Annotated in this window: 11 protein-coding genes; 2 read left to right on the forward strand and 9 right to left on the reverse strand. The window is 59.1% G+C overall.

Annotated features, from left to right (window positions below; genetic code table 11):
* Positions 1–37 precede the first annotated feature (37 nt).
* The 8 genes from queC to hmpA all read right to left on the reverse strand — a co-directional run bounded on the left by queC (position 38) and on the right by hmpA (position 8,475).
* Positions 38–730 carry a 7-cyano-7-deazaguanine synthase QueC gene (queC, locus tag ACA046_RS26895; protein WP_459029418.1) on the reverse strand — a complete coding sequence of 231 codons (693 nt, stop codon included), beginning with the start codon at positions 728–730 and terminating at the stop codon, positions 38–40.
* 191 nt (positions 731–921) lie between these two features.
* On the reverse strand, positions 922–1,809 hold the full coding sequence (gene cyoE / locus ACA046_RS26900; protein ID WP_017480052.1) for a heme o synthase: 888 nt from the start codon (positions 1,807–1,809) through the stop codon (positions 922–924).
* Positions 1,810–1,820: 11 nt separating this feature from the next.
* Positions 1,821–2,156 carry a cytochrome o ubiquinol oxidase subunit IV gene (gene cyoD, locus ACA046_RS26905; RefSeq protein WP_003216374.1) on the reverse strand — a complete coding sequence of 112 codons (336 nt, stop codon included), beginning with the start codon at positions 2,154–2,156 and terminating at the stop codon, positions 1,821–1,823.
* The gene (locus ACA046_RS26910; RefSeq protein ID WP_008435616.1) at positions 2,156–2,782 is read right to left on the reverse strand and encodes a cytochrome o ubiquinol oxidase subunit III; all 627 of its coding nucleotides are present in this window, start codon (positions 2,780–2,782) and stop codon (positions 2,156–2,158) included. Before ACA046_RS26910 ends, cyoD begins: the two co-directional genes overlap by 1 nt.
* A 3-nt stretch (positions 2,783–2,785) precedes the next feature.
* Positions 2,786–4,804: a cytochrome o ubiquinol oxidase subunit I gene (gene cyoB / locus ACA046_RS26915; RefSeq protein ID WP_459023611.1), complete on the reverse strand. Its 2,019-nt coding sequence runs from the start codon at positions 4,802–4,804 to the stop codon at positions 2,786–2,788.
* A gap of 3 nt (positions 4,805–4,807) precedes the next feature.
* The gene (gene cyoA / locus ACA046_RS26920; RefSeq protein ID WP_076015660.1) at positions 4,808–5,749 is read right to left on the reverse strand and encodes a ubiquinol oxidase subunit II; all 942 of its coding nucleotides are present in this window, start codon (positions 5,747–5,749) and stop codon (positions 4,808–4,810) included.
* Between the two features lie 801 nt (positions 5,750–6,550).
* Positions 6,551–7,057, reverse strand: a complete 507-nt coding sequence (locus tag ACA046_RS26925) for a disulfide bond formation protein B (RefSeq protein ID WP_076015661.1) — start codon at positions 7,055–7,057, stop codon at positions 6,551–6,553.
* 236 nt (positions 7,058–7,293) lie between these two features.
* The gene (gene hmpA, locus ACA046_RS26930) at positions 7,294–8,475 is read right to left on the reverse strand and encodes an NO-inducible flavohemoprotein (RefSeq protein WP_497675309.1); all 1,182 of its coding nucleotides are present in this window, start codon (positions 8,473–8,475) and stop codon (positions 7,294–7,296) included.
* A gap of 147 nt (positions 8,476–8,622) precedes the next feature.
* Between hmpA and norR the strand changes: the two genes are divergently transcribed.
* Positions 8,623–10,167 carry a nitric oxide reductase transcriptional regulator NorR gene (norR, locus tag ACA046_RS26935; RefSeq protein ID WP_497675310.1) on the forward strand — a complete coding sequence of 515 codons (1,545 nt, stop codon included), beginning with the start codon at positions 8,623–8,625 and terminating at the stop codon, positions 10,165–10,167.
* A 139-nt stretch (positions 10,168–10,306) separates the two neighbouring features.
* Here the strand turns inward: norR and ACA046_RS26940 are convergent, their stop codons facing one another.
* Positions 10,307–11,218 (reverse strand): DMT family transporter, encoded by a 912-nt coding sequence (locus ACA046_RS26940; protein WP_497675311.1) that lies wholly within the window; start codon positions 11,216–11,218, stop codon positions 10,307–10,309.
* A gap of 137 nt (positions 11,219–11,355) precedes the next feature.
* Between ACA046_RS26940 and ACA046_RS26945 the strand changes: the two genes are divergently transcribed.
* Positions 11,356–12,231: a helix-turn-helix transcriptional regulator gene (locus tag ACA046_RS26945; RefSeq protein WP_459023618.1), complete on the forward strand. Its 876-nt coding sequence runs from the start codon at positions 11,356–11,358 to the stop codon at positions 12,229–12,231.
* Positions 12,232–12,321 lie beyond the last annotated feature (90 nt).

A 12,321-nucleotide genomic window follows, 5' to 3' on the forward strand; every position in this document is an offset into this window, starting at 1 on the left:
ATAACCGTTCCCACGCAGAGCGTGGGAACGGTCAGGTTCAAGCCAGCTTGCTTTTCAGGCTCTGCATGACGGCTGCCTTGTTTTCCAGGTAGTCGTTCAGGCCACGTGCGCGAAGGTTGCACGCATCGCAGTTGCCACAGCCCGTGCCGATAATGCCGTTGTAACAGGTCAAGGTCTGGTTGCGGATCAAGTCCAGCTGGTTGTGATAGTCCGCCAGGGCCCAGGTCTCGGCCTTGTTCAGCCACATCAGCGGGGTTTCCAGGCGCACGTCGTATTCCATGCCCAGTTGCAGCGCTTTATTCAGCGCCTTGACGAACTCGTCCCGGCAATCCGGGTAACCCGAGAAGTCGGTTTCACACACACCGGTGATCACGGTTTCTGCCTTGACCTGATAGGCGTAGATCGCCGCCAAGGTTAAGAACAGAATGTTCCGCCCCGGCACGAAGGTGCTCGGCAAACTCTCGCCTGAGCTGTTCACCGTAGGTACCGGGATGTTGTCGCGGGTCAGGCTGCTGATGGCCAGCTCGTTCAACAGCGAGACATCCATCACCTTGTGAACGGTGGCACCCAGCTGTTTTGCGAGCTTCTGTGCGACTTCGATTTCTGCCACATGCCGCTGGCCATAATCGAAGGTAATGCAGTGCACCTCGTCATACAGCGGCAGTGCCTGGATCAGGCAGGTTGTCGAGTCCTGCCCACCACTGAATACGATAACGGCTTTTTTACTCATCATTCTGCTTCCTGCATTTATCACATGTGTAGGAGCAAGGGGGACGCCTAGTTCTTGCTCGCGAAAAACGTCAATGATAACGCAGCGTATCTGGTTTAACGCGGCGCCTTCTGGTTTTTCGCGAGCAAGCTCGCTCCTACAAAAAAGCCCCGCGCTTCTCACGAAGGCGGGGCTTTTTCTACTTCATCCACTCAGTGGGCGTACGTCAGCAGCAACTCTTTCGGCACCTGGAAATCCAGGGACATCATCACGCTCAAGGCGGTGATGGTGAAGATCGAGAAGACGAACAGCTTGCGTGCCCAGACGGTGTCATCCACCGCCTTGTAGCCGGTCCAGGCCATGTACAACCAGTACATGCCCATGGCGGCGGCAACGGCGAGGTAGCTCATGCCGGCGTAGCCACTGAAGGTCAACATCAAGGTCGCCACGAGGAAGGCCAGGATGTAGAGCAGGATGTGTTTCTTGGCGACCTTGATGCCACGCTTGACCGGCAGAACCGGAATCGAGGCAGCCAGGTAGTCATTGAAGCGGAAGATCGCGATGGCATAGGAGTGCGGCATCTGCCACAGGCTGAACATCACCAGTAGCACCAGCGCGGCCATGTCGAAGCTATTGGTCACAGCCACATAACCAATCACCGGCGGCATCGCCCCCGACAGACTGCCCACCAGCGTGCCGTGAACCGACTTGCGCTTGAGGTACAGGCTGTAGAAGCCGACGTAGATGACAAAACCGATCACGGCAAACAGCGCCGCCAGCGGGTTGGCCACCTTGTACAACAACACCACGCCGGCGATACCCAAAACGGTCGCGAAGATCAGTGCCAGCTTCAGGGAGATAAGGCCCTGGACCAGCACACGATTCTTGGTGCGTTCCATCTTGATGTCGATATCGCGGTCGATGCAGTTGTTGAATACACAACCGGAAGCAACCACCAGGGACGTGCCGATCATCGCTGCCAGGAAAATGGCCAGATCGACATGCCCCTTGGAGGCCAGGAAGAAACCGCCTGCCACAGAAAGCACGTTACCGAAAATGATCCCCGGTTTGGTGATTTGGATAAAGTGCTTAAGCGACATCGGGTCTTACCTCACTTCGCCATCATGAACGTATGGATGCTGAACATGATCCATACCGACAGGCCAACCAGCAGGAGGATCACCAAACCTGCGAACACGAACGCAATCACGTTATCGCGCTGAGCCTTCGAGCGGTCCAGGTGCAGGAAGTACACCAGGTGAACCAGAACCTGAATCACCGCGAACGCCAGGACGATCATCAAGGTGATCGACTTCGGCAAGGTCGGGTACATCACCAGGCCGAACGGGATCAGCGTCAGGATGACCGACAGGATGAAGCCGATGGCGTACGACTTGACGCTGCCGTGGCTGTCATCGTGGCTGTCATGGGAATGTGCATTAGCCATTACAGAGTCCCCATCAGGTAGACAACGGTGAAGACGCAGATCCAGACCACGTCCAGGAAGTGCCAGAACAGGCTCAGGCAGCTCAGGCGAGTCTTGTTGGTGTTGGTCAGGCCATGCTTGTTGACCTGATACATCATGGTCGCCATCCAGATCAGACCGGCAGTCACGTGCAGACCGTGGGTCCCTACCAGCGTGAAGAACGCCGACAGGAAGCCGCTACGGTGCGGGCCGTAACCTTCGGAGATCAGCAGGTGGAACTCGTTGACCTCCATGCCGATGAAGCCCAGGCCGAACAGGAAGGTCAGTGCCAACCAGCTCAGGACGCCTTTCTTGCTGCCCTTGTAGAAGGCCAGCATGGCGAAGCCGTAGGTGATCGAGCTGAACAACAGCAAGGCGGTTTCGCCGAGCACGTAGGGCAGTTCGAAGATGTCGTGGCCCGACGGGCCACCCGCTACGTTGTTTACCAGTACCGCGTACACCGCGAAGATCGACGCAAACAAGATGCAGTCGGTCATCAGGTAGAGCCAGAAACCGAATACGGTCATTGGCCCCGAGTCGTGGTGATGGTCATCGTGCCCATGGTCATCGACATGGGCGTGTCCAGCATTGGTCACTAAGTTCGACATGGTTTAAGCCTGTTCCAACGAGGTTTCAACACGGTTGGCCGGGATCTTCTTCTCGGCAACCAGGCGAGCGTGTTGCTCGGCTTCGATGCGTTCGATCACGTCGACCGGCACCATGTAGCCTTGGTCATCACGGGCAGCGTGAACGATGAAGTAGCCGATGGTGCCCACCAGGCTGACGATGGCCAGCCACCAGATGTGCCAGATCATCGCGAAACCGAACACGGTCAACAGCGCGCCCATCACAACGCCGGTAGCGGTGTTGTTAGGCATGTGGATCGGCTCGTAACGCGCAGGCTTCTGGTACGCAGTACCGTCTTCCTTGGCTTCGGTGAACGGATCGATGCTGTCGGCCTTCGGCAGTACGGCAAAGTTGTAGAACGGCGGTGGCGACGAGGTCGACCATTCCAGGGTGTGTGCATTCCATGGGTCGCCGGATTCGCACATGTTCTGCTTGCGATCACGCACGCTGACATACAGCTGAATCAACTGGCAGGCGATACCGACAGCGATCATCACCGCACCGAACATGGCAACGTACAGGTACGGTACCCACTCAGGGTTGGTGGTGGCGTTCAGACGACGGGTCATGCCCATGAAGCCCAGTGCATAGAGCGGCATGAATGCGACGAAGAAGCCCGAGATCCAGAACCAGAATGCAGCCTTGCCCCAGCCTTCGTGCAGCTTGAAGCCGAACGCTTTCGGGAAGTAGAAGCTGAAACCTGCGATGTAGCCGAATACTGCGCCGCCGATGATCACGTTATGGAAGTGAGCAATTACGAACAGGCTGTTGTGCAGTACGAAGTCAGCACCCGGGATGGCCAGCAGTACGCCGGTCATGCCGCCGATCGCGAAGGTCACCATGAAGCCCAGGGTCCACAGAACCTGGCTGGTGATACGCAGACGACCGTGATAGATGGTGAATAGCCAGTTAAATAGCTTCACCCCCGTCGGGATGGAAATCAGCATCGTCGCCAGTCCGAAGAACGCGTTGACGCTGGCCCCCGAACCCATGGTGAAGAAGTGGTGCAGCCAAACCATGAAGCCCAGTACCGAGATCGCGCCCGAGGCGTAGATCATCGAGTGGTGACCGAACAGGCGCTTGCCCGAGAAGGTCGAGATCACTTCAGAGAAGATACCGAACGCTGGCAGGATCAGGATGTACACCTCAGGGTGACCCCATGCCCAGAACAGGTTCACGTACATCATTGGATTGCCACCAAGTTCATTGGTGAAAATGTGGAAATCCAGGTAACGGTCAAGCGACAGCAACGCCATGGTTGCAGCCAGAATCGGGAACGATGCAACGATCAGTACGTTGGCCCAGGTGCAGGTCCAGGTGAAGATCGGCATGTCCATCAGCTTCATGCCAGGGGCGCGCATTTTCAAGACGGTGGCCAGGAAGTTGACCCCCGTCAGTGTCGTCCCGAGTCCTGATAACTGTAGCGCCCAGATGTAGTAATCCACACCCACGCCCGGACTGTAGGCCAGGCCCGACAACGGCGGATACGCAACCCAACCGGTCTTGGCGAATTCGCCGACGCCCAGGGACAGGTTGATCAGTACCACGCCGGACACCAGCAGCCAGAAGCTCAAGGAGTTCAGGAACGGGAACGCAACGTCACGCGCACCGATCTGCAGCGGCAAGGCAAGGTTCATCAGGCCGGTGAAGAAAGGCATCGCCATGAAGATGATCATGATCACACCGTGAGCGGTGAAGATCTGGTCATAGTGTTCAGGGGGCAGGTAGCCAGGCGAACCCTCGGTGGCCATGGCCAACTGGGTACGCATCATGATGGCGTCGGCAAAACCACGCAGCAGCATGACCATGGCAACGATGACGTACATGACACCGATTTTCTTGTGGTCGACGGAAGTCAGCCACTCGGTCCACAGGTAGGTCCACTTCTTGAAGTAGGTGATTGCCGCAAACAGTGCCAGACCACCCAGCGCGATCATGGCGATGGTCACCATCACGATCGGCTCGTGGAACGGGACCGCATCCCAACTTAATTTACCAAACATCGTTTACTCCTCTGCCCCAGCAGTTGAATGCGAGCCCGTGTCAGAACCTTCAACCGCGGCCACTTCTTTCTTCTCGTGCTTGACCGGCTTGCCTGGCTTCATACCTTCGTACTTGTCGACGATTTTCTGAAACAGGTCCGGCTCGTACGTGGAGTACAGGGCGACTGGGTTGTTCTGGCTTGGTTTGGCAAGGGCATCGTATTCAGCTTGATCAAGCTGTTTAGGTGCGGCCTTGACTTCGGCTACCCAGGCGTTGAAATCTTCCTGGCTCGTCGAGATCGCTTTGAATTTCATGCCGGTGAAGCCAGCACCGCTGTAGTTAGCGGAGATGCCTTCCATTTCAGCTTTCTCGTTCGCGATCAGGTGCAGGCGAGTCTGCATGCCTGCCATCGCGTAGATCTGGCCACCCAGTGCAGGGATGAAGAACGAGTTCATCACGGCGTCGGAGGTGATCCGGAAGTTAAGCGGGGTGTTCTCCGGGAACCGGATCTGGTTCACAGTGGCGATACCCAGGTCCGGGTAGATGAACAGCCACTTCCAGTCCAGCGCGACCACTTCGATGTTGATCGGCTTGACGTCGGAGTCCAGCGGACGGTAAGGGTCCAGCTCATGGGTCGACTTATAGGTGATGTAACCCAGGGCGATGATGATGAGGATCGGAACCAGCCACACCGCGATTTCGATCTTGGTGGAGTGCGACCACTTCGGCGCGTAGGTCGCGCTGGTGTTCGACGCGCGGTATTTCCAGGCGAAAGCGAACGTCATGATGATCACGGGCACCACGACCAACAGCATCAGCAGGGTGGCGGTGATGATCAGGTTGCGTTGATCCAGACCGACCTGACCTTTAGGGTCGAGCAAGGTCCACTTGCAGCCTCCCAGCATTAACATCATGCCGAGCAGCGGCAAAAAGCCTAGTAATCGGGGGTACCTGTTTTTACTCATCTCACGACCTCTAAAGCAGCTTGCGCAATGCAGTTGGGTTTTGATCGCCAACACTTCACCCTGCCAAGGGTTGGCATTTCTCTTCGATTGAATAAGGGCCTGCCCGTCGCACCTTGCGCGAATCGACACGTCCCGGGCTAGCGGTGAGTTCTTATTCGAATTCGTTGGTCAAAGGCCTTGTTACAGACCAATTCCATTTGGTGCGGATAGTTGAAAGGCTGCCGGCACCTGGGGTCGCATGAAACGTTACATCCGCTTCTCGACCGCCCTAGTTTGCTCAGGGGTGAGCAGCACCGGACATTCAGTGCGGGCGATTGTAGTTAGCTAGCGATGTATAAACCATGTCTTATCCAGAAATAATTTTTATCGTTTCCAGCAATAATCCTTCACCATTATTGCAAAGGTCCGCGATCGTATCGCGTTTGATTCTCGACAAAAACCACAAAAATTGCCGTGTTATTGGGCGTTTTGCCACATCCCCTACAGGCTGTAAGGGCATCGAAAACTGATCCAAGTCCCCTAAAAACAAGGCATTCGGACATCAGGCAATGTCGCGTACCTCACGCTGCTCGCGGCGCCGGCCAAACGACGAACTGACAGCCACAAAACGCCGCCTTGTGCAAATTTATGCCGCGTTTACGGGCGTGAGAAACGTCCTGCGACAGCCTCCGTGTGACAACATGTCGCACGCTGCGCGCACCCAAACTTGCCCCGCGTCACGGTCCCTTCACAAAATGCCTACAAACAAAAACGCCCCGGCCTTCTTTATAAGGAAGGCCGGGGCGTTTGGTTGTTTACGGCTCAGGCTTTGTTCTGGCGATTCCGGTAAATGCCCAGTGGCACCAGGATCACCGTCAGCACAAAGGCCACCAGCGCCCACTGCGCCAGGGACAGGCCGAGGATTGGCGGGTAAGGCGTCTCACAGAAACCGTCGACCTGGAAACCCAGGGGGAACACTGACGCCAGCGGCAAGCCATCGACAATCGGTTGCAGCACATCGATGCCGCAGCTGACCTTCGGAAAGAACTGGATGTACACGTGATAGCCGGCGGCGGCGACACCCCCGAGGGCACTGAGTGTCACCAGTGCTTCAAACAGCGTGACGCTGCGGGTGGTGCGCATGGCGGCACCAATGAAGGCGAAGATCGCGATCAGCAGCAAGGCATAACGTTGCAGGATGCACAGCGGGCACGGCGCCTCGCCCAACACCACTTGCATGTACAGCGCCCCGCCGATCAGCGCCAGGCAGATAATGCCCAGCAGTACCAGAAAGCGTCGCTCCCTGCCCAAACGCAATTCGTCGATCATCCCCGTTTCCCTTTAGCCAATGTTGGTTGTGCCAATGGCCGCAAGTTTACACGCGGACGGTGAAAGTTGAGCAGTTGGCGTGAGGAGGTTTAAACAGGAAGGGTTAACAGCGGATTAATGCCCCCTGTAGGAGCGAGCTTGCTCGCGAAAAACATCAACGATAACGCGTACATTCTGGATATACGCGATGCCCTTGCGTTCTTCGCGAGCAAGCTCGCTCCTACAGGGAGGGTGGGTTATTCCAGAGCCGACGCCGGCCCAAAGAACTCATACCGGCTCTGCTGCTCCGGCACACCCAAGGCCTTCAAGTGACGCTTGATCGCCGCCATGAAGCCTTTAGGCCCCAGGAAATACGCATCCACGTCCCGCTCCTTGGGCAACCACGCCGCCAGTTGCTCCTGGCTCAGCATGCCAACCTTGTCCGCCGCTGGGCTCACGCCATCATCTTCGGCGTAGCAATAAAAACGCTTGAGCTGCGGATGCTGCGCGGCCAGGCCATCCACCCACTCACGGAACGCATGCACCCCGCCGTTACGTGCGCAGTGGATAAAGTGAATCGGACGCTCGGTGGCCAGGGCCGCTTCGAGCATCGGCAGGGTTGGCGTGATGCCCACACCACCACTGATCAGCACCAGGGGCTTGTCACTGGCCGCCAATGTGAACTCCCCCGAGGGCGGAAACAGCTCGATGGTCGCGCCGACCTGGAACTGGTCATGCAGGTAGTTCGACACCCGGCCACCGGCTTCGCGCTTGACGCTGATGCGGTACTGGCCCGAGTCGCCACGCGCCGACAGGGAATAGTTGCGGCGTACTTCTTCGCCATCCAGCAGCAGCTTCATGCCAATGTACTGCCCGGGCTCAGCCGCCAGGATCGGGCCGTTATCCACAGGCGCAAAGTAGAACGAGATGATTTCCGCGCTCTCCTCCACCCGCTTGACCAAGGTGAAAGGCCGCGCACCACGCCAGCCGCCCGGCGCTTCTTCCTTCTCTTTATAGATAGCCGCTTCGGCACCGATCAGGATGTCGGCCAGTTGGCCATAGGCGGCGCCCCAGGCGCTGATCACTTCAGGCGTGGCGATTTCGCTGCCCAGCACTTCGGAAATCGCCCGCAGCAAGCAGGCGCCCACAATCGGGTAATGCTCCGGCAAGATCTGCAGGGCCACGTGTTTGTTGATGATCTTTGCCACCAGGTCGCCTAACTGGTCCAGTTGGTCGATGTGACGGGCGTACATCAGCACACCATTGGCCAAGGCCCGGGGCTGGTCGCCGCTGGCCTGGTGGGCCTGGTTGAACAGCGGGCGAACTTCCGGGTACTCGGACAGCATCATGCGGTAGAAATGGGTGATCAGGGCTTCGCCGCCACTTTCCAGCAGGGGCACGGTGGATTTGACGATGGCACGGTCTTGGGCACTAAGCATGGCAGACTCCTGAGTCTTCTTACTGATTACTCTTTGTTACTCAGTATTCATGCCAACTAATAAAATCTTATAAATCAGTAACTTGAATTTAGTGTAGTCAGTATGACTTCCTACACTTTATAGTCACTATGACTACAAGGAGTCATTATGACTGCGAAGCCGCTGCTCACCACCCTGCTGCCCCTGGTCGCCGACCTGTCCCGCGAACTGCCCGAAGGCGAGCGCTATCGGCGCCTGCTCCAGGCCATGCGCGCCCTGTTGCCCTGCGACGCGGCCGCCCTGCTGCGCCTCGACGGCGAATGGCTGGTGCCGCTGGCGGTGGATGGCTTGAGCACCGACACCCTCGGCCGGCGCTTCAAGGTCAGCGAACATCCACGCTTTGGTGTGCTGCTCAGCAGCCCCGGCCCCACCCGCTTTGACAACGACAGCGAACTGCCCGACCCCTATGACGGTCTGGTCGACGGCCTGCACGGGCACCTGGAAGTCCACGACTGCATGGGCTGCCCGCTGTTCGTCGACGACCAGCCCTGGGGCCTGCTGACCCTCGACGCCCTCGACACCGAGCGTTTCGAACGGGTGGAACTGGACGCCCTGCAAGCCTTCGCCAGCCTCGCCGCCGCAACGGTGAATGTTGCCGAACGCATCGAACGCCTGGCGCTGCGGGCCGAAGACGAACACCAGCGGGCCGAAATCTACCGCCAGGCCAGCGGCCAGCAGCATAAGGAGATGATCGGCCAGAGCAAGACCCACAAACGCCTGGTGGAAGAAATCAACCTGGTGGGCGGCAGCGATTTGACCGTACTGATCACCGGCGAGACCGGCGTCGGCAAAGAGCTGGTGGCCCAGGCGATCCACGCCGCCTCATCCCGCGCCGAGAAACCGCTGATCAGCCTCAACTGCGCCGCCCTGCCGGAAACCCTGGTGGAAAGCGAGCTGTTCGGGCATGTACGCGGGGCGTTTACCGGCGCGCTGAACGAACGCCGGGGCAAGTTCGAGCTGGCGAATGGCGGCACGCTGTTTCTCGATGAGGTGGGTGAGTTGTCCCTCACCGTGCAGGCCAAGCTGCTGCGGGTGCTGCAAAGCGGCCAGTTGCAGCGCCTCGGGTCTGACAAGGAGCATCAGGTGGATGTGCGCCTGATCGCCGCAACAAACCGGGATTTGGCCGAAGAAGTGCGCAGCGGTCGTTATCGTGCCGACTTCTATCACCGCTTGAGTGTGTACCCGCTGCAAGTCCCTGCGCTGCGCGAGCGTGGTCGCGATGTGCTGTTGCTGGCGGGGTTTTTCCTTGAACAGAACCGCTCACGCATGGGCCTGGGCAGCTTGCGCCTGACCAGCGATGCCCAGGCGGCACTGCTGGCTTATACGTGGCCGGGGAATGTGCGCGAACTGGAACACTTGATCGGGCGCAGCGCCCTCAAAGCGTTGGGCAACTGCCGGGAACGGCCGAAGATTCTCAGCCTCAGCGCGGCGGACCTGGACTTGCCGAACGCCACCGCGCCACCACTCGAAGAGCAGTCCGACCCCGTGCCGGACGTCACCGGCGACCTGCGCCTGGCCACCGAGAACTACCAGCGCCAGGTCATCAGCGCCTGTCTGGAACGCCACCAGCACAACTGGGCCAGCGCCGCCCGCGAGCTGGGCCTGGACCGGGCCAACCTGGGACGGATGGCCAAGCGCCTGGGCCTGAAGTAACAAACGCAGACTCTCAGACATAAAAGATCAACTGTGGGAGCTGTCGAGCTTTAGCGAGGCTGCGATGGCATCACCGCGGTGCACCTGCAAGACCGCAGCGCCCGCATCGCAGCCTCGCTTGGGCTCGACAGCTCCCACACTAGACCTGCTTCGCCTTGTAGATTGGATTGATTGGCGCGCCAGCCTTGGGTTTGCGAAACACCAACACATTCCCCAGCATCACCAGCACCAACCCCGCCAACGCCGGCGCCGTCCACTGGTAGCCCTCGGCAAACGCCGAGACGTTCAACGCCACCACCGGGAACAGCACGGTGCAATATGCCGCCCGCTCCGGCCCCATGCGGCCGACCAGGGTCAGGTAGGCGGTAAACCCAATCACCGAACCCGGGATCACCAGGTACAGCAACGAACCGATGTAGCGGCTGTTCCATTCCATGTCGAACGAAATGCCCTGCACCGCGCAGTACATCGCCAGCATCGACGCACCATAGGCCATGCCCCAGGCATTGGTGGTCAGCGGCTTGAGCCCAGCCTTCTGTTGCAAGCTCGAGAGCATGTTGCCTGCCGAAAAACACAGGGTGCCGAGCAGCGCCAAACCCAGGCCGAGCAAGGTTTGCGGGCTGGCGGTGTGCCCCACCAGCTCCGGCCAGAACAACAGCCCCAGGCCCAGCAAACCGAGGCCGCCGCCCATCAACACATTGCGTGCGACCTTCTGGCCGAAAAACACCCGGGCGTTCAGCGCGTTCCACAACGTCGCGGTGGAGAACACCACCGCCACCAGCCCACTGGGAATCCACTGGCTGGCCGTCAGGAAGCACATGAAGTTGACGCAAAACAGGCACAAACCCTGGGCCAGGCAGATCAAATGCCCACGGCGGTTCATCACCTGCAGCTTGCGGCTGAGCAGCAGCATCACGAACAGCACCAGCGCCGCCAGGCCAAAGCGATAAACGATGGACACCGGAATCGCTACCACGCCCAGCTGCCATTTGAGGGCAATCCAGGTGGTGCCCCAGATCAGTACGGTGAGTAAATACAGGAAAAGGTTCATGGCGGGCTCCGAGGGTTGAGCCACAGTTTCGCCCCGGGCGGCACCAGGTCTCTTGCACATTCTTGCGCTTTTGTCGGCTGCCGGGATCACAGGAATCGCTGCTGGGCGTAGGATGCAAGCTGTCAGAGAGTACGAATATGCCGCCACTGGAAACCCTGCAAGTCTTTCAATCCCTCAACCGCTCGCCCAACGCTCGCCTCGAGCTGTGCGCCGAGCTCGGTGACGGCTTGTCTGCAGCCTTGTGGAGCAACCATCACGACGCCCAGGATTACGAAGCTCCCGACCATCACACCCTGTCCTGCTACATCGGCGGCGGCACCGGCACCTTTCGCCGCGACCAGCCCGGCACCAAGGGCGGCCCGGACAAGCTGTGCATCCTGCCGGCCGATCATCAGTCGGCGTGGGTGATCAACGGCGAGATCCGCCTGGCCCATGTGTATTTCAGCCCGGAGCAATTCGCCCTGGGCTGCGTGACATTGCTGGACCGTGAACCCCGCGAGTTGCAGTTGCGTGAGAGTACGTTCCTCGACGACGCGCAGCAGGCCCGGCGCTTTCACCAGTTGATCAGCCTGAACTGGAAAGAGCCCGGCGAGCGCCTGCTGACCAGCAGCCTGGCCCATGAAATGCTCAGCCATACCTTGCTCAGCCAGGTGGGAATGCGTGAAGGTTTGCGTTTGAAAGGCGGGCTGGCCGCCCATCAGCGTCGGCTACTGGTGGAGTACATCGATCAGCAGTTGGCCGAGCCGATCAGCCTGGGGCAACTGGCGGGCTTGTGCGCGTTGTCGGAGTACCACTTTGCGCGGATGTTTCGCGAGAGCTTTGGCCTGCCGCCCCACCAGTACCTGCTGGCGCGGCGCCTGGCCCGCGCCCGGGAGTTGTTGCGTGGTGGGTCTTTGCCGCTGGGAGAGATCGCGCTGGCGTGCGGATTTTCCAGCGCCAGCCACTTTACCAACCGGTTCCGCCAGGCGATGGGCGCGACACCCGGGGAATACCGGCAGGCGTTCCTGCCTTGAAATGCAATCTGCCTAACAGCACAGGTCCAGTGTGGGAGCGGGCTTGCTCGCGAAAGCGGTGGATCAATCAGTACATGTGTTGACTGTTAC

Source organism: Pseudomonas sp. LBUM1641, assembly GCF_059716235.1.

Bases quoted from the DNA above. Each gene is read 5' to 3' on its own strand.
- ACA046_RS26910 (WP_008435616.1), bottom strand. From the start codon at position 2,782: ATGTCGAACTTAGTGACCAATGCTGGACACGCCCATGTCGATGACCAT.
- ACA046_RS26945 (WP_459023618.1), top strand. From the start codon at position 11,356: ATGCCGCCACTGGAAACCCTGCAAGTCTTTCAATCCCTCAACCGCTCG.
- queC (WP_459029418.1), bottom strand. From the start codon at position 730: ATGAGTAAAAAAGCCGTTATCGTATTCAGTGGTGGGCAGGACTCGACA.
- ACA046_RS26925 (WP_076015661.1), bottom strand. From the start codon at position 7,057: ATGATCGACGAATTGCGTTTGGGCAGGGAGCGACGCTTTCTGGTACTG.
- cyoB (WP_459023611.1), bottom strand. From the start codon at position 4,804: ATGTTTGGTAAATTAAGTTGGGATGCGGTCCCGTTCCACGAGCCGATC.
- hmpA (WP_497675309.1), bottom strand. From the start codon at position 8,475: ATGCTTAGTGCCCAAGACCGTGCCATCGTCAAATCCACCGTGCCCCTG.
- ACA046_RS26940 (WP_497675311.1), bottom strand. From the start codon at position 11,218: ATGAACCTTTTCCTGTATTTACTCACCGTACTGATCTGGGGCACCACC.
- cyoD (WP_003216374.1), bottom strand. From the start codon at position 2,156: ATGGCTAATGCACATTCCCATGACAGCCACGATGACAGCCACGGCAGC.
- cyoA (WP_076015660.1), bottom strand. From the start codon at position 5,749: ATGAGTAAAAACAGGTACCCCCGATTACTAGGCTTTTTGCCGCTGCTC.
- norR (WP_497675310.1), top strand. From the start codon at position 8,623: ATGACTGCGAAGCCGCTGCTCACCACCCTGCTGCCCCTGGTCGCCGAC.
- cyoE (WP_017480052.1), bottom strand. From the start codon at position 1,809: ATGTCGCTTAAGCACTTTATCCAAATCACCAAACCGGGGATCATTTTC.